At 72.7% G+C, this 21,701-nt stretch carries 14 protein-coding genes; 2 read left to right on the forward strand and 12 right to left on the reverse strand.

The annotated features are described in order from the left end of the window. Position 1: 1 nt before the first annotated feature. The 10 genes from obgE to FDO65_RS07475 all read right to left on the reverse strand — a co-directional run bounded on the left by obgE (position 2) and on the right by FDO65_RS07475 (position 13,078). Positions 2-1,537, reverse strand: a complete 1,536-nt coding sequence (gene obgE, locus FDO65_RS07430) for a GTPase ObgE (protein ID WP_137448712.1) — start codon at positions 1,535-1,537, stop codon at positions 2-4. A gap of 181 nt (positions 1,538-1,718) precedes the next feature. Then, the gene (gene rpmA, locus FDO65_RS07435; RefSeq protein ID WP_137448713.1) at positions 1,719-2,012 is read right to left on the reverse strand and encodes a 50S ribosomal protein L27; all 294 of its coding nucleotides are present in this window, start codon (positions 2,010-2,012) and stop codon (positions 1,719-1,721) included. A gap of 34 nt (positions 2,013-2,046) precedes the next feature. Then, positions 2,047-2,361, reverse strand: coding sequence for a 50S ribosomal protein L21 (gene rplU / locus FDO65_RS07440; protein WP_137449600.1), 315 nt, complete (start codon positions 2,359-2,361; stop codon positions 2,047-2,049). 228 nt (positions 2,362-2,589) lie between these two features. After that, complete coding sequence (locus tag FDO65_RS07445; protein WP_137448714.1) at positions 2,590-5,970, reverse strand: Rne/Rng family ribonuclease; 3,381 nt, start codon at positions 5,968-5,970, stop codon at positions 2,590-2,592. Between the two features lie 363 nt (positions 5,971-6,333). Then, complete coding sequence (locus tag FDO65_RS07450; RefSeq protein ID WP_137448715.1) at positions 6,334-7,164, reverse strand: cyclase family protein; 831 nt, start codon at positions 7,162-7,164, stop codon at positions 6,334-6,336. Then, a complete protein-coding gene (locus tag FDO65_RS07455) occupies positions 7,161-7,742 on the reverse strand; it encodes a GNAT family N-acetyltransferase (RefSeq protein WP_166442078.1) in 582 nt (193 codons plus the stop codon). Before FDO65_RS07455 ends, FDO65_RS07450 begins: the two co-directional genes overlap by 4 nt. Continuing rightward, a complete protein-coding gene (ndk, locus tag FDO65_RS07460) occupies positions 7,739-8,149 on the reverse strand; it encodes a nucleoside-diphosphate kinase (protein WP_137448716.1) in 411 nt (136 codons plus the stop codon). Before ndk ends, FDO65_RS07455 begins: the two co-directional genes overlap by 4 nt. Positions 8,150-8,259: 110 nt before the next feature. Beyond that, a complete protein-coding gene (locus FDO65_RS07465) occupies positions 8,260-8,718 on the reverse strand; it encodes a DUF4233 domain-containing protein (RefSeq protein WP_205849836.1) in 459 nt (152 codons plus the stop codon). Then, a complete protein-coding gene (locus FDO65_RS07470; RefSeq protein WP_420847527.1) occupies positions 8,715-10,169 on the reverse strand; it encodes a bifunctional folylpolyglutamate synthase/dihydrofolate synthase in 1,455 nt (484 codons plus the stop codon). The genes FDO65_RS07465 and FDO65_RS07470 overlap by 4 nt, the downstream gene beginning before the upstream one ends. Before the next feature lie 263 nt (positions 10,170-10,432). Then, positions 10,433-13,078, reverse strand: coding sequence for a valine--tRNA ligase (locus FDO65_RS07475; RefSeq protein WP_137448717.1), 2,646 nt, complete (start codon positions 13,076-13,078; stop codon positions 10,433-10,435). A 153-nt stretch (positions 13,079-13,231) separates the two neighbouring features. Here FDO65_RS07475 and FDO65_RS07480 point away from each other — a divergent pair, with 153 nt between their 5' ends. Together FDO65_RS07480 and FDO65_RS07485 are read left to right on the forward strand one after the other, a co-directional pair. Continuing rightward, complete coding sequence (locus FDO65_RS07480) at positions 13,232-14,830, forward strand: acyl-CoA carboxylase subunit beta (RefSeq protein WP_137448718.1); 1,599 nt, start codon at positions 13,232-13,234, stop codon at positions 14,828-14,830. A gap of 339 nt (positions 14,831-15,169) precedes the next feature. Beyond that, complete coding sequence (locus tag FDO65_RS07485) at positions 15,170-16,948, forward strand: acetyl/propionyl/methylcrotonyl-CoA carboxylase subunit alpha (RefSeq protein ID WP_137448719.1); 1,779 nt, start codon at positions 15,170-15,172, stop codon at positions 16,946-16,948. A 72-nt stretch (positions 16,949-17,020) separates the two neighbouring features. Here FDO65_RS07485 and FDO65_RS07490 read toward each other — a convergent pair whose 3' ends face one another. Together FDO65_RS07490 and FDO65_RS07495 are read right to left on the reverse strand one after the other, a co-directional pair. Next, positions 17,021-20,731, reverse strand: a complete 3,711-nt coding sequence (locus FDO65_RS07490; RefSeq protein WP_137448720.1) for a S8 family peptidase — start codon at positions 20,729-20,731, stop codon at positions 17,021-17,023. Between the two features lie 257 nt (positions 20,732-20,988). After that, positions 20,989-21,654, reverse strand: coding sequence for a DsbA family oxidoreductase (locus FDO65_RS07495; RefSeq protein ID WP_137448721.1), 666 nt, complete (start codon positions 21,652-21,654; stop codon positions 20,989-20,991). Positions 21,655-21,701: the final 47 nt, after the last annotated feature.

Here is a 21,701-nt window from a genome sequence, read left to right on the forward strand (position 1 = left end):
GTCATCGACCCGGCTCCGCGCCGTCGGCGCCGTCAACCTCGCCGTCCGTCCAGGTGTCCGCCGGCAGCCGACCCGGGCCCGAGATGAACTCCTCGTCCAGATCGTGACCCTCGACGTCCAGGCCCCGCCGCAGCCGGTGCATGGCCTTGCGCTCGGCCGCGCCGACCCGCTCGACCCGGTCCAGCCGGGCGTCGGTCCCGCGGCCGGTCGGCGTGACGTCGACCCCGGCCAGGGTCGTCGGCTCCCAGTCGAGAACGACGTCGGCGATGGTGACCGGGGCACCCGGCCGGGCACCGGCCTTGGCCAGGGCCTGCTCGACGCCCAGCCGGGCCAGCCGGTCGGCGAGGTACCCGACGGCCTCGTCGTTACCGAAATCGGTCTGCCGGATCCAGCGTTCGGGCCGGACGCCGCGGACGATGAACCCGCCCTCGGTCTCCGGGTCCTCCGACACCGAAAAGTGCTCGGAATCGACCGCTTTCGGTCGCAGCACGATGCGGGCCGCCGCCGCTGCGGGCCGATCGGTCCGGTCGGCGGCGACGATCTCGGCCAGGGCGAAGCGCAGCGCGCTCAACCCCTCGTGGGTCGCGGCGGACACCTCGAACACCCGGTAGCCGGCGGCCTCGATGTCGGGACGGACGAACTCGGCCAGCTCGCGCGCCTCCGGCACGTCGATCTTGTTGAGCACGACGACCCGCGGACGCTCGCTCAGATCGGTCGGCAGCGAGGGGGTGTACTGCGCGAGTTCGTGCTCCAGCGCCTGGATGTCGGACATCGGGTCGCGGCCGGACTCGAAGGTGGCGCAGTCCAGGACGTGGACGAGCACCGAGCAGCGCTCGATATGGCGCAGGAACTCCAGGCCCAGCCCGCGACCGCTGGCCGCTCCCGGGATGAGCCCGGGGACGTCGGCGATGGTGAAGACCTCGGAACCGGCGGTGACCACCCCGAGGTTGGGCTCCAGGGTGGTGAACGGGTAGTCGGCGATCTTCGGACGGGCGGCCGAGAGCACCGACACCAACGAGGACTTGCCGGCGCTGGGGAAGCCGACGAGACCGACGTCGGCGACCGACTTGAGTTCCAGCACCACGTCGGCGGCCTCGCCCGGTTCGCCGAGCAGGGCGAACCCGGGAGCCTTCCGGGCCCGGGAGGCCAGGGCGGCGTTGCCGAGCCCGCCGCGACCGCCGTGGGCGGCGACGAAGCGGGTGCCGGGGCCGACCAGATCGGCCAGCATCTCACCGTCGGCCGAGAGCACGACCGTGCCGGCCGGGACGCGCAGCTCCAGGTCGGCGCCGTTGGCGCCGTCCCGGTTGTCCCCCGCACCGGGGCGGCCGTTACCGGCCCGGGCGTGCGGGCGGAAGTGGAAGTCCAGCAACGTGTGCACGTTGTCGTCGACGATGAGGATCACATCACCGCCGTTGCCGCCGTTGCCCCCGTCCGGGCCACCGAGCGGCTTGTACTTCTCACGATGCACCGAGGCACAACCGTGCCCACCGTCACCGGCCTGCAGGTGCAGGACGGCCCGATCGACGAACCTCGCCATCGTCTGGGACTCCGTTCTCGTCACTGGTGGAACCGCCCCGGGACGGGGCGGGTTCCGTACCGCCTGCGGCCGGGACCGGGAAGCGGTGGTGCGCCGGTGCTGACACCGGCCGGGAAATAGCACGAGGGGCGGTCCCGGTGATCGGGCCCGCCCCTCGGCTGTGGCTGGGAAACAGCCGGGGTCAGGCCCCGGCCGGCACCGCTTCGTCGACCTCGACATCGGTGGTCGCGACCACGATGTTGACCGTCTTGCGGCCGCGCTTGGAACCGAACTCGACGGTCCCGGCGGTCAGCGCGAACAGCGTGTCGTCCTTGCCGCGGCCGACACCGGCACCGGGGTGGAACTTGGTGCCGCGCTGCCGGATCAGGATCTCACCGGCGCCGACGACCTGGCCGCCGAACCGCTTCACACCCAGGTGCTGGGCGTTGGAGTCGCGACCGTTACGGGAGCTGGATGCACCCTTTTTGTGAGCCATGGAAAGCTGCCTTCCTCAGGTCGATGCCGGTGGGTCAGGAACCCAGGGCGATGGAGGTGACCTTGACCTGGGTCAGCGGCTGACGATGCCCCTGACGCTTGTGGTAACCGGTCTTGTTCTTGAACTTGTGGATGACGATCTTCGGACCCTTGGTCTGGGCGACGACCTCACCGGAGACGGTGACCTTGGACAGGGCATCGGCGGCGGAGGTGACGGACTCGCCGTCGACCACCAGGACCGCCGGGAAGGTCACCGCGGTGCCGGCAGCACCCTCGACCTTTTCGACCTCGATGACGGCGCCCTCGGACACCTTGTACTGCTTGCCGCCGGCCTTGACGATCGCGAACATTGTCGTCGCGCCTTTCCTGCTGTTCATGGCTGTTGCCCCAGGGGACAACCGCTCGTATCCGTCCATCTGCTTCGTCGAACTCTCCGGGCACGCCCGCCGCCCCGAATCCACGCACCGGAGAGCTGAAAACCCTGGGCACGTCAAAACCCGCTGCCGGGCAGCGTGCCGACCGTTTACTGTACTTGGCTGCCGCCGACCGGGCAAACGACCCACCGGTCCGCCATCGCTCTACTCACCCGCCGGGACGGGCTCGGACGGGGTGTCCGCGGCACCGGAGCCGTTCGCTCCGGCCGCCGGACCCGCCGGCCGGGAGGCCGCCCGACGCCGTCCGGTGGGGGCGGGATCGGACGAGTGGACGACCGTGCCGTTGGCGACCGGAGCCGCCGACGTGGTCGGCGCAGCGGCGTCGATGACGATGTCGACCGCGGTGGCCGTGGCCGGTGCCCCCGCGGCGCGTCCGGCGGCTCGTCGCCGCGGCCGGGTGGCCGGTGGTGCCAACGCTGCGGGCGCGGTCGGAACCGCAGGTGTGGTCGAGACCGGCGGCACGGCCGCAGGTTCCGGTGCTGCCACGGGGTCGGCCGCCGCCGGCGGTTCCGGCGACGCCTCGGCATCCGGGCCCGTGGCCGCCTCGACCGGCCGGACCCGGCCGGAGACCGGCGCCCGCAGGGCCGCGGTCACCGCGGCGACCGCGTCACCGGCGTCGGCCCGGGCGAGCTCGTCGGGATCGTCGTCGCGGTAGCCGTCGGCACCCTCGTTGGTCACGTCCGCGGCCGGCTCGTCGGCCACCGGGACGTCGTCGCGGGCGGCGGGGGAATCCGCGGCCGCGCTCACCGCACCGACCAGCAACGCCTCGGCCACGTCGTCCGCGTCGGCACCGGCCGGCCGGACCACGGTGGTGACGCCGTCGTCCTCCGCCACGCCATCCTCGACGGCCCCGGCATCATCGGACCGGAACGACGGCGGCTTCGGCCCGCGCGGGTCCGGCCGCAGCCCGGCCGGCGGGACGCGCGGCGCCGCGGGCCGTTCGATCTCCTCCGGCTCGTTCCGGCGGTTGCCCCGCCGGTTACGACCCCGCCGCTCACCGCGCTCGGAACGGTCCCGGACGGGCGTGGAATCCGCGGGCTCGGTGGTGGTCACCGCTGCGGGGACGTGCAGCTCGTGCAGCACGATCCCCCGCCCGGAGCAGTGCGGACACGGGTCGGAGAAGGCCTCGACCAGCCCGGTGCCCATCTTCTTGCGGGTCATCTGGACCAGGCCCAGCGACGTCACCTCGGCGACCTGGTGGCGACTGCGGTCGCGGCCCAGGCACTCGGTCAGCCGGCGGAGCACCAGGTCGCGGTTGGACTCCAGGACCATGTCGATGAAGTCGACGACGATGATGCCGCCGATGTCGCGGAGCCGCAGCTGCCGGACGATCTCCTCGGCCGCCTCCAGGTTGTTGCGGGTGACCGTCTCCTCGAGGTTGCCGCCGCTGCCGGTGTACTTGCCGGTGTTGACGTCGACCACCGTCATGGCCTCGGTGCGGTCGATGACCAGCGACCCCCCCGACGGCAGATGCACCTTGCGGTCCAGCGCCTTGGCGATCTGCTCATCGATCCGGAAGGCCGCGAACACGTCCGCCCCGGTGGCCGACTCGTAGCGCTCGACCCGGTCGGACAACTCCGGCGCGACGGCGTCGACGTACTCCTTGACCGGCCGGTAGGCCCCGTCGGCGGTGTCGTCGCTGTCGATGACCAGCCGGTTGATGTCGGAGTTGAACAGGTCGCGGACGACCTTGAGCAGGGTGCCGGGCTCGGCGTAGAGCCGGGTCGGGGCCGACGACTTCTGCTCGGCGCGCCGGGAGATGTCCTCCCACTGCGCCTTGAGCCGTTCGACGTCGCGGGCCAGCTCCTCCTCGGAGATCCCCTCGGCGGCGGTACGGATGATCACGCCCGCGTCCTCCGGGACGATCCGGTCCAGGATCGACTTCAGGCGCTTGCGCTCGGTGTCCGGCAGCTTGCGCGAGATACCCGTCGCGCCGCCGTTGGGCACGTAGACCAGGAACCGCCCCGGCAGGGCGATCTGCGTGGTCAGCCGGGCGCCCTTGTGACCGACCGGGTCCTTGGAGACCTGCACCAGCATGCTGTCGCCGCTGGAGAGCGCGGTCTCGATGCGCCGGGCCTTGCCCGCGAGACCGGCCGCATCCCAGTTGACCTCACCGGCGTACAGGACGGCGTTGCGTCCCCGGCCGATGTCGACGAACGCGGCCTCCATCGAGGGCAGCACGTTCTGGACGCGACCGAGGAAGACGCTGCCGATCAGCGAGTCGGCCCCGGTCTGCGAGACGAAGTGCTCGACCAGGATGCCGTCCTCGAGAAGGGCGACCTGGGCCAGATCACCGCGCTGACGCACGGCCATCACCCGGTCGACCGCTTCGCGGCGGGCGAGGAACTCGGCCTCGGTCAGGATCTGCGGGCGTCGACGGGACTCACGGGAGTCGCGGCGGCGCTGACGCTTGGCCTCCAGCCGGGTGGAACCACGCAGGCCCTGCACCTCGTTGGCGCCGGTCCCACCGCTGGAACGGGACTCGCGCGCCTCGCGGGGCTCGCGCACGTGCACGACGGTGTCGGCCGGATCGTTGTCCGAGCTCTCGGCGGCGTCGTCCGCGCCGCCCCGGCGGCGACGGCGGCGGCGCCGTCGGCTGCCGTTCGACCGGTCCCCGTCGGACTCGGCGTCCGCTGCGTCCGCCGAGTCGTTGTCACCGTCGGTCTGATCGGCATCCTCGTCGGCCGACTCGTCCGCCGACGCCGCCGGCTCGTCCGACGCGGTCGGCGCCTGGTCGTCATCGCCCTCGGTGGCGTCGGTGGCGTCGTCGGCGACCCGACCGCGACCCCGCCGTCCGCGGCGCCGGCGCCGGCCGCGGCCCCCGTCGGCGTCGTCCCCGGACGGCTGATCCTGCTCCGGGGCGTCGGCGACGCTGTCGTCCTCGTCGGCCTCGGTGACCGGGGTGGCGGCCGGCGCGGGCGTCGCGGCGTCGTCCGCGGTGGGCGCCGGGACCTCGGCGGGGGGCGCCGTGTGCGCCTGCTCACCGGACTGACGACGGCCCCGGCCGCGGCGACGGCGACCGGCGGTCGGCGCCTCGTTCTCGGCCGGCCCGTCCTCGGTGGCCGGCACAGCGGACGACCCCGCGTCGGACCCGCTCGCCTCCGCGGAGACCTCGGACCCGCTCCGCGGGGAACCGGACGGCACGGTCACCGGCTCGGGGGCCAGGAAGAGCGGATTGATCGGGGCCGCCGCCGGCGCCGCCTCGTCGGGCGCCGCCGGTGCGGCTTGCGGGCCCGGCGAATCCGGCACGGCCGCCAGCACGTCCTCGGTCGGGAGATCGGCGGCCGTGCCGCCGGGCACGCCGTCGGAGTCGGCTGCCTCCGCGGCACCGAAATGCGCCTCGATGAGGTCGCGCGCCACGGCGGCGGGCACGGACGCCGAGGCGCTCCGAACCTCGAGACCCCGCTCGGCCAGGACGGCGAGCAGTTCCTTGTTGCTCAGTCCGATGCGGCGGGACAGTTCGTGCACCCGGGGCTTGGCGGGCAGATCGGCCAACGCTGCTTCACGGGTGATGGGAGATGACATGGAGGTACGTCCTTCCAGAGGTTCCCCGGGCGCGTACTGGACGCGACCGCGCAGGGACCTCGACACGTTCGGAACCGCGACCGGGCGAGCCGGCCGGCGGAAGTCTGCGGGTGGGCCGAAGCGCCCCGGCCACGACCGCGGTCTCTCGCGCCGACCGACGACTGTCACTCGTCAGGGCGCGGGCTGCACGCGTTCACGGCCCGATCACTCCGGGAGCCGGCGGAGGACGAAACCCACCACCGACCCCCGCAGTATCCCACACACCGTCCGTCGACGACCGGAGGCACGGATCGGACGCCCGCGAACGGGTCGCGAACACCCGCCCCCGCACCACCCGGGAACCGGACGACCCCACCCGTCGACTCAGTCGAGAACGGCGAACGCCCGCACCGGGAAGGTCGCCATCCCGACGACCGCCGGCGGCGCCGCCGTGAAGCGGAACCCCTCGTCGGGCAGTTCGTCGAGCCGGGTGAGGTGCTCGACCACCGGAATCCCGGCCGCCAGCAACCAGCTGTGCGCCGGCCGCCGCCCGGTGTGGGTCCCGTCGATGTTCAGCGAATCGATGCCGACCAGCACCGGTCGCAGGGTCAACAGGTACTCCACGGCGCCATCGGTGAGGTGGGGATGGTCACGGAAGTAGCCGGGCTGGCCCCACTTCGCGCTGTGTCCGGTCTCGATCAGCAGCGCCCGACCGGTGACGACCCGGTCGCCGATGGCCGACTGCAGGCGCAGCTCGTCGACGAAGACCGACGCGGGGTCGGCCGCGGCGTCCGCGGGGCCCACCCGCACGACCAGCCCGTCCAGATCGGCCATCCGTTCCAGCGGGAAGGCGCCGAGATCGTCGCCGTCGCGGTAGCGGTGGGCCGGAGTGTCCAGGTAGGTCCCGGTGTTGGCCGCCAGGGAGATGGTGCCGATCTGGAACTCCGTGCCGGTGGCGTAGTGCGCCGCGGACTCCTCGAACGTCAGGTGTGATCCCAACGTCGGTCCCGGGATGCCGGGGTAGGTCGTCATGCCCTCGGTGATCGGGTGGGACAGGTCGATCAACCGGCGGCGCCGTTCCGGGTCCGGCTCGACGATGGGCTCCACCGGACCGGTCGGATCGCCACCGGCGGCCGGTGGGATCGGCCCCGGCACCGGCACGGTCGTCGTGGCCGTCGGATCGGCGGGCGGTTCGGCGGTGAGCGAGTCGGTCATGCCGTCCATCCCAGCAGAAGCTCGTCGCGGGCGGGCGTCTTCGCGCCGTCCGGACGCCGCCAGCCGGGTCGACGGCCCCACTCGGCGAACCCGCGACGTCCGAAGAAGTCGGCCTGGTCGGGATCGACGGCCACCTCGACCCGGTCGATGCCGGCCTGGCCGGCGGCGTCCAGCAACGCGGCCAGCAGACGGTCGCCGACACCGGTCCGCAGATGCTCGGGGTCGGTGAGCAGCAGCGGCAGGGTCGCGGTGTGCTCGGCGGAGCCGTGGCCCGGGCGGAGCAACCCGAAACCCACCAGTAGGCGGCCCGCGTTGACGGCGAACCCGACGGCTCGACCGGTGCGCAGTTCGTCGACCAGCGGTGGGACCAGCCGGGCGATGCCACCCCGGTCGGCGTCGACGGGGAAACCGCCGGCCGGCCCGGCCCGGACGACCCGGTGCCAGAGGGTCACCAGGGCGACCCCGAAGGCGTGGTCGGAGGCCAGGGCGCCACCGGGGCCGACCCGGCGGAGCACCGGCTCGGACGGATCCGACGACTCGGCCGGGACGGCCTCGGGAGTGGTGCGGGGGTCCGTCACAGGTTCGGGAACCAGATGCCGATCTCGCGGGCGGCGGACTCGGGCGAGTCCGATCCGTGGACCAGGTTGAACTGGGTCTCCAGACCGAAGTCGCCGCGGATGCTGCCGGTCGCGGCCTTCTCGACCGGATCGGTGCCGCCGGCCAGCTGCCGGAACGCCGCGATGGCCCGCGGGCCCTCGACGACCGCGGCGACCAGCGGCCCGCCGGTGATGAAGTCGAGCAGGCCGGCGTAGAACCCCTTGCCCTCGTGCTCGGCGTAGTGGGTCTCGGCGACCGCGCGCTCGGTCGTCCGCAGCTCCAGGGCGACCAGCTTGAGGCCCTTGCGCTCGATGCGGGCGAGGATCTCGCCGACGAGGCCGCGGGCGACGCCGTCGGGCTTGATCAGGACCAGGGTGCGTTCGGACACGGTGTGGGCTCCTCGGGCGGGGTCGTTGTCGGGGTGAACCGGGCCGGACGGTCCGGCGGCACTGCTGCCGCTGGGCGGCGGGGCCGACGGCACCATCGGTCGGACGGGTCTCAGTCGGCCGGGCGGTTCTGGCTGGGGAGCGTACCGGCCGCCAACCGCCGCCGGTATTCGTAGCGGAACCAGGCAATGGTCCCCCAGACCGCGCCGAACACCACGCCCATCACCCCGAGCGAGGAGTTGATGAACCAGCCGGCGACGACGAACACCTGCAGGGCCAGGACCGCGGCCAGGGCCCACGGACGCTTGACGTAGACGCAGCCCGCGATGTGCAGCACGGCCAGCAGCAGGATGACGGTGACCCCGACCGGGCCGACCCCACCGCTGGTCTTGGCCGCCACCGGCAGGGCCAGCAGGATGGTGAGGGCCTCGAGCACCAGAGTGGCCGACATCGCCCCCCGCAGCCCGCGTTCGGGGTCGACGGGACGGGCCGCCGGCTGGGCCGGCGACGGTTCTGAGGTCCCGTCGCGGCCCTGGAGTCCGTCCGCGCCCGACGGGTCGACGGCGGTCACGCCGGCGCCAGGCCGGCGAGGGCCCGGCCGTCCCCGGCCGAGACCACCGAACCGGTGATGACGACGCCCGTGCCGGAGACGTCGTCGACGTCCTGCTCGGCGAGGTCGACGGCCATGGCGATGGCGGTGTCCATCCGGTCGGCCGTGTGCACCTTGTCCTCGCCGAACACCTCGACCGCGATCTCGGCGAGGTCGGCCACCGGTAGTGAACGGCGTGAGGAATTGCGGGTGACGACGACCTCGTCGAAGGAGCCCGACAGCGCCTCCAGCACCCCGCGGACGTCCTTGTCGCCCAGTACGGCGAGCACGCCGACCAGCCGGCTGAACGAGAACTCGGCGGCCAGGGCGGCGGCGAGAGCGGTGGCGCCGTGCGGGTTGTGGGCCGCGTCGACCAGGATGGTGGGCGAGCTGCGAACCCGTTCCAGACGGCCCGGGGAGGCGGCCGACGCGAACCCGTCCTGTACCGCGCCGACATCCAGCTGGCGCTGCGCGCCGGCCCCGAAGAACGCCTCCACCGCGGCGAGGGCGGTGACCGCGTTCGCGGCCTGATGCTCACCGGACAGCGGCAGGAACACGTCCTCGTAGACGCCACCCAGCCCCTGCAGCGTCAATCGCTGCCCACCGACGGCGAAACTGCGCTCCAGGACGGTGAACTCGCTGCCGTACCGGGCGACGGCGACATCCTCCTGCACCGTGCGGCGCAGGATCGCGGTCATCGCGTCGTTCTGCTGCGGACCGACGATGGCCACCGTCTCGCCCTTGATGATGCCGGCCTTCTGCCCGGCGATGGCGGTGAGGGTGTCGCCCAGGTAGTCGGTGTGGTCCATGCCGATCGGGGTGATCACGGCGACGTGCGGGTCGACCACGTTCGTCGAATCCCAGGTGCCGCCCAGTCCGACCTCGACGACGGCGACCTCGACCGGCGCGTCGGCGAACGCGGAATAGGCCATGGCCGTGAGGATCTCGAATTTCGACAGCGGCACCCCGCCGGCTTTCGCACTGCCGGCGTCGACCATGTCGACGAACGGTGCGATGTCGGCGTAGACGCGGACATAGGTCTCGTCGTCGATCGGGTGGTTGTCGATCGCGATCCGCTCGGTGACCCGCTGCAGGTGGGGCGAGGTGAACCGACCGGTGCGCAGACCGATCCGGGCCAGCAACGCGTCGATCATCCGGACGGTCGAGCTCTTGCCGTTCGTCCCGGCGACCAGGATCACCGGATAGCTGCGCTGCGGATTGCCGAGCAGGTCCAGCAGGGCCGTGATGCGGCCCAGCGTCGGTTCGATCTGCACCTCGTTACGGCGCTGGTCGAGCAGGGCCTCCACCATGGCCAACGTCATCGGCGGGGCGTCCGGGACGATGGTGTCCCCCGGTCCCGGTTCGGCGTCCAGATCCGCGGTGGCCGAGGTGATCTGGTCGTTCCAGAGCTCCTCCTCGACCTGCCGCGCGATCTCCCCGGCGTCGAGGTCACGGGCCTCGAAGGTGTTCACGTCGACCGGGTCGACGAGGGCGTCGAGCGGGTCGAACCGCTCGTCGTGGGCCTCGTCGTAGTCGCGACCGTCCCAGTCGTCCTCGTCCAGGTCGGATCCGTCGTCCCGCGGTGCGTGATCGGTGGTGTCCTCGACCTCGTGGTTCTCCCGGCCGGGCCCGGAACCGTCGTCGGGGGTGCCCTCCGGAGCACGGCCGTCCCACTCGTTCTCGTCGCGGTCCCGGGTCACGATGCGCCTTCCAGCTCGGTCAACCGCGCGGTGATGCGCTCGACGGCGTCGTCCGCCCGGGCCGCCCGATCCCGGATCTTGCCGACGACGGCGTCCGGGGCCTTGGCCAGGAACGCCTCGTTGTCCAGCTTGCGCGCGGTGTCCTGCTGCTCCTTGGTCGCCGCGGCCAGATCCTTGCGCAGCCGGGCGATCTCGGCGCCCTTGTCGATGGCGACGGAAGTGTCGAGCACCACGGTGACCCGACCGGCGGACCGCAGGGTGCAGTCGAGTGTCGCGGTCGACTCGATCTCCTCGGGCAGGGTGAGCCGGGTCAGCATCGCCACGGTGGCGGCCATGTCCGGGTCGACCCCACGGAGCGCGGCCGGGACCCGACGGTTCGGGTCCAGACCCTGCTCGGACCGGAACCGGCGCACCTCGGTGACCAGATCCTGGGTGTCGGCCACCCACGCGGCCGCCCCGGGGTCGGCCGTCCGGCCACTGGACTGCGGCCAAGCGGCGACGACCACCGACTCATGGCCGGTCAGCGAGGTCCACAGGGTCTCGGTGACGAACGGGACGAACGGGTGGAGCAGACGCAGCACGCCGTCCAGGACCGTGCCCAGCACCTGCTGGGTCGCGGTGACCCGCGCAGGGTCGGGGCTGTCGAGCTGGACCTTGCTCATCTCCAGGTACCAGTCGCAGAACTCGCCCCAGGCGAACTGGTACAGCCCCTCGGCGGCCTTGCCGAACTCGAAATCGGTGAGCAGCGCGGTGGTCTGGTCGGTCAGCTGGTCGAGTCGACCGAGGATCCACCGGTCGGCCGGGGTGAGCGTGGCGACCTGCTCGTCGGTCAACGGCTCGTCCGGGACGACCGCACCCTTGATGGCGGCGAACCGGGCCGCGTTGAACAGCTTGGAGGCGAACCGCTTCGACCCGGCCACCCACTCCTCGGCGATCGCCTGGTCGGCGCCCGGGTTGGATCCGCGGGCGAGGGTGAAGCGGAGCGCGTCGGCGCCGTACTCGTCGATCCACTGCAGCGGGTCGACGGTGTTGCCGCGCGACTTGGACATCTTCTTGCCGTACTGGTCGCGCACGAGCCCGTGCAACGCCACGGTCTGGAAGGGGACCTGCGGGGCGCCCTGCTCGTCCGCGGTGCCGTACAGCCCGAACATCATCATCCGGACGACCCAGAAGAACAGGATGTCGTAGCCGGTGACCAGCACGGACGTCGGATAGAACGCCTTGAGGGTGTCGGTCTGCTCCGGCCACCCCATCGTCGAGAACGGCCAGAGCCCCGACGAGAACCAGGTGTCCAGGACGTCCGGGTCGCGGGTCCAGCCCTCCCCCGGCTCTTCCTCGTTCGGCCCGACGCAGCGGACCTCGCCGTCCGGCCCGTACCAGACCGGGATGCGGTGCCCCCACCAGAGCTGCCGGGAGATGGTCCAGTCGTGCATGTTGTCGACCCAGTCGAAGTACCGGGGCGCGAGTTCGGGCGGGGAGATCACGGTGCGGCCGTCCCGGACCGCGGCCGCGGCGGCCGCGGCGAGCGACTCCACCTTGACGAACCACTGAGTGGACAACCGCGGCTCGATGACGTCGTCCGAGCGCGAGCAGTGGCCGACGGCGTGCACGTACGGCAGTTTCTCGGCGACGATGCGGCCCTGCGCGCGCAGCGCCTCCTTGATGGCGGCGCGGGCGGCGAAGCGGTCCAGCCCGTCGAATTCCGTTTCGGTGTTAGTGATCTCGCCCGCTTCGGTCAGGATGGTCGGCATCGGCAGATCGTGCCGGCGGCCGATCTCGAAGTCGTTCGGGTCATGGGCCGGGGTGACCTTGACCGCGCCGGTGCCGAACTTCGGGTCCACGTGGGTGTCGGCGACGACCGGGATCTCCCGGTTCACCAGCGGCAGGGTCACGGTGCGGCCGACCAGGTGCCGGTACCGCTCGTCGTCCGGGTGGACGGCGATGGCGGTGTCGCCGAGCATCGTCTCGACCCGGGTGGTGGCCACGACGATTGAATCGGCGCCGTCGAGCGAGCCGTAGCGGATCGAGACGAGTTCGCCGGCGTCGTCGGCGTGCTCGACCTCGATGTCCGACAGCGCCGTCCGGCAGCCCGGGCACCAGTTGATGATCCGCTCGGCCCGGTAGATGAGGCCGTCGTCGAACATGCGCTTGAAGATTGTCTGGACGGCCTCGGACAGGCCGTCGTCCAGGGTGAAACGCTCCCGGTCCCAGTCGACGGAGTCGCCCAGCCGCTTCATCTGGCCGAGGATGGCGCCACCCGATTCGGCCTTCCAGTCCCAGACCTTCTGGACGAACAGCTCGCGGCCGTAGTCGTGCCGGGTCTTCCCGTCGACCGCCAGCTTCCGCTCGACGACGGTCTGCGTCGCGATCCCGGCGTGGTCCATCCCGGGGAGCCACAGCACCTCGTCACCGGACATCCGGTGCCAGCGGGCCAGGATGTCCATCAGGGTGTGGTCGAGCGCGTGACCGATGTGCAGGTTGCCCGTGACGTTGGGCGGCGGCAGCACGATCGAGAAGGGGCGACGCTCACCGGAGAGCACCTTCTTCTCGTCCGCATGGAAGTAACCGGCGTCCAGCCAGCGCTGGTAGGTCGTCACCTCGACGGCCGCGGGGTCGTACTGGGTGGGTAGCTCGGCATTCACCGGCCCAGTCTAGAAGTGGCCCGCGGCCGCCCGGGCCATCGCGCGGCCCGCCGGCGGGCCACTTGCGTTCCCCCTGTGAGACGGAGTATCACTTCGGTGGTACTACGTTCCACACGAGCCGGCGGTGGCGTCCGGCCGGGAAGGCGGACACGGATGAGCGAGCCGGACCCGACCGCAGCCGGCGGCCACCTGGCCACGACCGCGGCGAAACTGGCCGATCTGGAACGGCGCTACGACGAGGCCGTCCACGCCGGGTCGGCCGCCGCCCTGGAGCGGCAGCACGCCAAGGGCAAGCTCTCCGCTCGCGAGCGGGTCGAACTGCTGCTCGACGAGGGATCGTTCCTGGAGCTGGACGAGTTCGCCAGGCACCGCTCCACCGCCTTCGGGCTCGAGACCAACCGGCCCTACGGCGACGGCGTCGTCACCGGCTACGGCACGGTCGACGGTCGCCCGGTCTGCGTCTTCAGCCAGGACGTGACCGTGTTCGGCGGCAGCCTCGGCGAGGTGTACGGCGAGAAGATCGTCAAGGTGCTCGACTTCGCCCTCAAGACCGGCTGTCCCATCGTCGGCATCAACGAGGGCGGCGGCGCCCGGATCCAGGAGGGCGTCGTCTCGCTCGGTCTGTACGCGGAGATCTTCCGTCGCAACGTGCACGCCTCCGGCGTCATCCCGCAGATCTCCCTGGTGATGGGCGCGGCCGCGGGCGGCCACGTCTACTCCCCCGCCCTCACCGACTTCGTCGTGATGGTCGAGGGCACCTCGCAGATGTTCATCACCGGACCGGAGGTCGTCCGCTCGGTCACCGGCGAGGACGTCACCCTCGACGAGCTCGGGGGCGCACGGGTGCACGCCACCCGCAGCGGCAACGCCCACTACCTCGGGGCCGACGAGGCCGACGCCATCGAGTTCGTCAAGGAACTGCTGTCGTACCTGCCGAGCAACAACCTGGATCCGGCGCCGACAGTTGAGACCGCCGAGGTCGGCTTCGATGTCACCGACGACGATCTCGCGCTGGACACGATCATCCCCGACTCGGCCAACCAGCCCTACGACATCAAGGACATCGTCACCGCCCTGCTGGACGACGGCGAGTTCCTCGAGATCCAGGAACTGTTCGCGCCGAACATCGTCGTCGGGTTCGGCCGGATCGAGGGGCGCCCGATCGGCGTGGTCGCGAACCAGCCGCTGCACCTGGCCGGTTGCCTGGACATCGACGCCTCCGAGAAGGCGGCCCGCTTCGTCCGGACCTGCGACGCTTTCGACATCCCGGTGCTGACCCTGGTCGACGTCCCCGGATTCCTGCCCGGGGTGGGCCAGGAGCACTCCGGCATCATCCGGCGCGGCGCCAAGCTGATCTACGCCTACGCCGAGGCAACCGTCCCGCTCATCACCGTGGTCACCCGCAAGGCGTTCGGGGGCGCGTACGACGTCATGGGGTCCAAGCACCTCGGAGCCGACGTCAACATCGCCTGGCCGACCGCGCAGATCGCGGTGATGGGCGCCCAGGGGGCGGCGAACATTCTGCACCGCAAGCGGATCGCTTCTTCTTCTGATCCAGAGGAGCTCCGGGGCCGGCTCATCGCCGAGTACGAGGACACCCTGGTCAACCCCTACGTCGCGGCCGAGCGCGGGTACGTCGACATGGTGATCCCGCCGTCGCAGACCCGTTCGGTGGTGACGCGCTCGCTGCGGCTGCTGCGGACCAAGCGGGAGTCACTGCCGCCCCGCAAGCACGGGAACATCCCGCTGTGACCGGGTTGCCCCCCCGACCGGACGGGGCCACCGACGCCGAGGTCGCGGCGGCCCTGGCTGCCGTCCTGGCCCTGCGGGTCGCCGGCGACGAAACCCTCCCCGCGCCGCCCACTGCCGCGTCTGGATCGGCCTGGCGCCGCGCGTCGGGACCGTGGCCCGCGGTCGGGGGCGGGTGGCGGGGCCCGGCCCGACCGCGGTCGTGGTCATGACCGCAACCGCGCTCCTCGCCGGCCCGGCCGCTCCCGTCGCCGTCATCGAAAGGACGGCTGTGCGGCGCTGGCCGGCCCACACAGCAGCAGAAGCGTCTTCTCGATGCACCATCCGATCAGTGGAGGTCCTGTGCGCACGATCCTGATCGCCAACCGCGGCGAGATCGCGGTGCGGGTGATCCGCGCCTGCCGCGACGCCGGTTACGGCTCGGTGGCGGTCTACGCCGACCCCGACCGGGACGCCCCCCACGTCCGGCTGGCTGACCAGGCGTTCGCGCTGGGTGGGGACACCCCGGCGACGTCGTACCTGTCGATCGAGAAGCTGCTGCACGCGGCGCAGCGGTCCGGGGCCGACGCGGTCCATCCCGGGTACGGGTTCCTGTCCGAGAACGCCGATTTCGCGCAGGCCGTGCTGGACGCCGGGCTCACCTGGATCGGCCCGTCACCCCAGGCCATCCGCGACCTGGGCGACAAGGTGGTGGCCCGGGAGATGGCCCGCCGCGCCGGGGCCCCGCTGGTCGCCGGCACCCCCGACCCGGTGTCCGGGGCGGACGAGGTGGTCGCGTTCGCCGATCAGCACGGGCTGCCGATCGCCATCAAGGCCGCGTTCGGCGGCGGCGGCCGGGGCCTGAAGATCGCCCGCACCCGGGACGAGATCCCCGGCCTGTACGACAGTGCGGTCCGTGAGGCGGTGGCCGCGTTCGGTCGGGGCGAGTGTTTCGTCGAGCAGTACCTGGACCGCTCCCGGCACGTCGAGGCGCAGGTGCTGGCGGACACGCACGGCACCGTGATCGTGGTCGGCACCCGGGACTGCTCGCTGCAACGCCGCAACCAGAAGCTGGTCGAGGAGGCGCCCGCGCCGTTCCTGTCCGACGGGCAGCGCGAGCAGATCCACGCGGCGGCCACGGCGATCTGCCGGGAGGCCGGCTACCACGGCGCCGGCACGGTGGAGTTCCTGGTGGGTGCCCCGGCCGCCGACGGCACCCCGGGCCCGGTCAGTTTCCTGGAGGTCAACACCCGGCTGCAGGTCGAACATCCGGTCACCGAGGAGACCACCGGCATCGACCTGGTGCGCGAGCAGTTCCGCATCGCCGAGGGCGAGAAGCTGCGCTACGACAGCGATCCCGCACCGCGTGGCCACGCGTTCGAGTTCCGCGTCAACGGCGAGGACCCCGGGCGTGGGTTCCTGCCCGCGCCGGGAACGGTGACCAGCTACCGCGAACCGGCCGGCCCCGGGGTGCGCGTGGACTCCGGGATCGAGACCGGCTCGGTCGTCGGTGGCGCGTTCGACTCGCTGCTGGCCAAGCTGATCGTCTGGGGGCCGGACCGGGACACCGCCCTGGCCCGGGCCCGCCGGGCGCTGGACGAGTACGTCGTCGACGGGATGGCCACCGCCCTGCCGTTCCACCGGGCGGTGGTGCGGGATCCGGCCTTCACCGACGCCCCGTTCCGAGTGTTCACCCGCTGGATCGAGAGCGAGTTCGACAACACCATCCCCGCGTTCACCGGCGCCGCCCCGGCCGACGGCGACGGCGCGGAGCGCCAGACCGTGGTGGTCGAGGTCGACGGCCGGCGGATGACCGTGACCCTGCCCGGCGACCTGGCCGTCGGACCCCGCCGGCCGGCCGCCGCCCCAACCCGGCGGTCCCGGTCCGGTCGGTCGAGCGGTGCCGCGCGCCCGGCCACGGGCGAGGACCTCACCGCCCCCATGCAGGGCACCGTGGTCAAGGTCGCGGTGGCCGACGGCGACCAGGTCGCGACCGGCGACGTCATCGTCATGGTCGAGGCCATGAAGATGGAGCAGCCGCTGACCGCGCACCGCGACGGCATCGTGCAGGGACTGACCGCCGCGCCGGGCGAGCAGTTGGCGTCCGGCGCCGTGGTCTGCCGCATCGTCGACCCGGCCTGACCCCGGACCACCGGCCCGGTCCGGCGGGAAGGAACCGTTCAGCGACTCCACTCCGCCGAAAACCGCGCTGGATCACCGTCGGCGAGATCGGCGCATCCGCGAAGCGGACGTCACCAGCACCCCACCGGCCAGCAGGAAGATCACGGCCGTCCTGACCCACGACGCGACATCCACGCCCGTCACCGGGAGGGAACCCGTGGGCACCGCGGAGCCCACTCGCTGCGGGGCGACCACCGGCGCCGCGGCGGCGACGGTCAACGGCGCCAGGGTCACCGGCGCGATGGTCACCGGGGCGATCGTGACGGTGGGAACGGACACCGTCGGGACAGTGACCGTGGTCGACGGGTCCGGCACGGGGGTGGTCGTCGACGGATCCGACGGGGTCGTCGGCGGGGTCGTGGTCGAGGGGTCCGGGGCGGCGGCGACGGTGTATGCGTACCGGAACACGGCCAGCACGTCCCCGCTGCGGTCAGCCGGTGACAGCTGATCAGTGGCCGCCCCGACCTGGGCGGGCACGGTCAGGGCCAGGAACCCGGACACCCGGTCACCCGGGGCACCGCGGACGGGCAGGGTGACCGGAACGGCGAACCGACCGCCCGCCGGGACGAGCGTCGGCCGGACGCTCACCGCGGGTCCGGTCGCGGTCACGAACGGCTGCCCGGTCGCGTCGGTCACGGTCGGGTCGTAGGCCGCCGTCTCGACCCGGGCGGCGACGGTCGCCGAACCGTCCGGCGTGGGTGCGGTCGTCGGCCCGGGCGGCATGAGCCAGATCGACCACGGGCCCGGGGCCTGCCCGGCGTCGGCGACCGTCACCACCGCTTCGGTGGAGGTGCTGGCCGGGCCGCCGGCCCGCCCCACGTCGGACTGCACGGCGGGGGAACCGGCCGGGGCGATCGCGGCGAGCAGCACCGGGACGGTCGACCGGGTCGACACCGACAAGCGAGAACTGAACGGCGGCACAACGACTCGTGGCAGTGCATCGCCCCCGTTCGAGGGCAGGTAGCGCTGGATGGGCAGGGTGACGGTGGGACCGGTGCCCACCACCGGCAGATCGACCTCGGAGCGGGCGTCGGTGCGCGCGTCGACCGCCACCGACAACGGTGCCGGACCGGGGTTGTCCAGGCTCAGCGTGACCGTGCGGGTGGTCCCCCCGGTGAGGGTCTCCCCGGCCGGCAGGCCCGTCGCCGCGGCGCGGCGACCGTCCAGCGCCAGCGACACCCGGAACGCGGCCGCGGTCGCCGGGGCGGACCACGACGTGCCCCAGAGCCCGAGGACGTACCGCCATCGACCCGGCTCGGGCGCGACCACCGACTGGTCGACGGCGGAGCTCGCACCGACCTGGTCGGCGTTGGTGTTGCTGGTGGTCGACCGGGCCAGGCCGTCCGGACCGATCAGCACCCCGGTCAGCTGCGCCTGGGCCGGCGCGTCCAGCACCGCGGACACATCGACGGACCGATGACCGGCCGGTACGTCGAACTCCCAGATCGTCTGCTGGGACGGCGCTCCGCCCCGTCCGTTCTGCGGGCGGGCCGTCCCGCCGAGCGTGACCGCACCGCTCGACAGGTCGACGGGTACCCGCAGGACCACGGGCAGGGCCAGCTGGTCGGCCACCCGCAGCGTCGCGGCGGCGTCCCCCGCTTCCCCCGGCATCGGCACCGAGGACCGCAGTGTCGTCGTCGCCCCGGGGAGCAGCACGGCCGTGTCCGGCTGGACGGAGGCGATCACCTGCCGCTGCGTCCGTTGCACCGACAACTCGCCGCGGAAGTCCAGGATGGTCGGAGCCTGCACGACCGCGGTCCACTCACCGGCCGCCGGTCGCGGCACCTTGACCTGCAGGCCGCTGCTGCTCGACGCGTAGGCCACCGGCGCCCCGCTGGGGTCCAGGACGGTCAGCTGGGCGATGTAGACGGCGATGTTCGGGTTCTGCGGCACTCCGGCCACCGCCAGGTCAATCTGGGCGGCGCCCGGCTCGACGGTGAAGGTTTGCCGCGTCGAGGTCATCGGGAGGTTGTAGCTGCCGTCGGTGAACGTCGGCGCCTGCGCATCGAAGGCGATTGGGAAGGTCTGCCGTCCGGTGGGTACGTCGCGGGTGACGGCCGAACCGTCGAGGACCACCGGGGCCGACCCGGTGTTGGTCACCTGGGTCGTCAGATCCAGCCGACCGGTCCCGGTGAGGGTCTGCTGGGCGGCGTCGGCGATCAGGGTGCGGGCCGGCGGGGACGCTGCGGGTACCACCGCGGCCGGCGCGTCGAGACTGCGGGCGGCCAGGACGGCGGCGTGCGCGTCCACGAGCCCGGACCCCTGCACCTGCGCGGGCAGACCCAGGTCGGCCGCCGTCCCGGTGAGGATGCGCTGCACCTGGTCCGGCGTCGGGCGGGTACCGGCGTGGGTGTCCCGGTACGCCTGGATCACCAGGGCGGCGACCCCGGCGACGAACGGCGCCGACTGGCTGGTCCCACCGAACGGCACGACATCCGCCGACGGAGCACCGCCCCCGACCGGCAGGCAGCCGGTGTACAGCAGGTTCGTCGTGCACACGCTCCAGTCGGAGTCCCCCGGGGCCAGCAGATCGACAGTCCCGCCGTCGACGGAGAAACCGGACGACGAGATCACCGACGAGGTACCGCTCGGCCAGGCGCCGTTGCCGAACCGGGTGAGGCCCTGCGCGCCGACCTGGGCGGCGAGTCGGCCGTCGATGCTGGCCCCGACCGCGATGACCCGGGGGTCCGCCGCCGGTCCGATGATCGTCGAGTTGGCGCCGGCGTCGCCGCTGGAGGCGACGACCGTGACCCCGGCGTTGATGGCCGCCGCGTCGGCCGCGACGATCGCCTGCAGCAGAGAGGCGTCGGGCGCGTCGTTGAAGCCGAACGACTGGGACAGCACGTCGGCCCCGGCGGCGACCGCGTCGTCGATGGACCGGACGGCGGCGCCCACCGTGATGGTGCTGCCGTCGTAGATGTTGGATCCGATGACGTCGGCGCCCGGCGCCGCCCCGACGATGCGGATCCAGCAGTGCCCGTCGGGCAGGGTGACCGCCGCCGGGTTCACGACGGTCGCGAGGTCATGGGTGACGGCGCCCTGGGCGACGATCGCGGACACGTCGCCGAATCCCTCCAGGGCCGTGCCACCGGCACCTGGTCCGCCCGAGACGTAGCTGCGGTAGTCGACCACGGCGGAACTGCCGTCGGGCCGGCGGAAGTCGGGCACGTCAGGATCGAAGGCCGTGGTGAGGATGCCGACGGTGACCCCGGCGCCGTCGTAGCCCAGGCTCGCGGCCGTCGGCTCGGCCGGGTCGTCGGAGCGGACCCGCAGCGTGTCCAGGGCCTGCGGTTCGAGCTGTCCCCGGTCGGCCGTGCCCGTGCAGGCCGCGGCCGGGGCGGCGGTGGGCGGCAGCGCCGGCGGGATCTCCGTCTCGGCGGCCGCGGACCGTTGGGTGGCAACGGGATCCGTCGCCAGCGGCGCGTCGACCGCGACGGCCAGCACCTCCGGGCGGGCGGCCAGTTGCCGACGCTGGTCCGCGGTCAGGTCCGCCAGCAGCACGTTGCCGGTCGCCAGCTGCGCCTGCACCACCGGCCGCGGCCCCGGCAGGGCGGCGAGCGCGGAGTCCTGGACCTCCCGCCACCCCGACCCGACGGGCTGGAACGTGACGACCGACGGCACGGCCGGCTCGGAGGGTTCCCGCGCCGACGCCGGGGCGCTGCCGAGGACGAAAGCCGCCACGGCACCGACGACGAACAGCCGTCGTCCCGTCCGCCGGCCACGGTCGACCGTCCACCACGCCATGGTCCCCCCGTGCCGCTCGGCGAGCCCGGAGTCCCATGCGAGCGACGGACCCGGACCTCACTCCCCCGCAGCGGATCCTAGGTGCGTCGGTGCCGACGCCCCGGGATGGCCACGATCGGGTGACCCGGCCCCCGCGGCATCCGCTGCCCGAGGTTGACCGACCCCGTCGCCCGGGGCGCAGCCGTCGGGGCCGCAGATCGGACCGGATGGCCACCCGGATGCCAGGACCCGCAGAGGCCGCACCGGCGAAGCGTCGGTCATCGGACCGTCTCCGCGGCCCCGTCGAGCTCGGCGGCCACCTGGCCGAGCGCCGACGCGAAGACGTCCGGGTCCTGGGCACCGGAGATGCCGTACCGCCCGTCGATGACGAAGAACGGCACACCCTGGATGCCGTAGGCCTGAGCCTGTTCCTGATCGGCCCGCACGGCGGGCAGGTACTCGCCGGCGGTCAGGGCGCGCTGGACCTCGTCGGGGTCCAGGCCGATCTCGGCGGCCAGCTCGGCCAGCGAGTCGATCCGGCCGATGTGCCGGCCCTCGGTGAAGTAGGCCCGGAAGAGTCGTTCGGCCATCTCGGTCTGCCGGCCGTGGGCCCGGGCCAGGTGCAGGAGCTGATGGGCCAGCACGGTGTTGGTGTGCTGCAGCCGGTCGAAGTCGTAGGTCAGACCGGCGTCCCGGGCCACCTCGGTCACCCGGTCCAGCATCTGCTGCATGACGTTCCGGGGCTGCCCCTTGTAGGCCGTGAGGAAGTCCAGTTCGGAACCGTCGAAGTCGACGGGGGTCTCGGGTGACAACTCATAGCTGTGGTAGATGACGGCGACGTCGCCACCGAACCGCCGCACGCCCTCCTCGAACTTCCGCTTGCCGATGTAGCACCAGGGGCAGGCGATGTCGGACCAGATGTCGACGGCGAGGGGCGCACTCATGTCCGTCCACAACACCGGCGGTCGCCGATCATTCCCGCGGCCGCCGG

Source organism: Nakamurella flava (genome assembly GCF_005298075.1).
GTDB lineage: Bacteria > Actinomycetota > Actinomycetes > Mycobacteriales > Nakamurellaceae > Nakamurella > Nakamurella flava.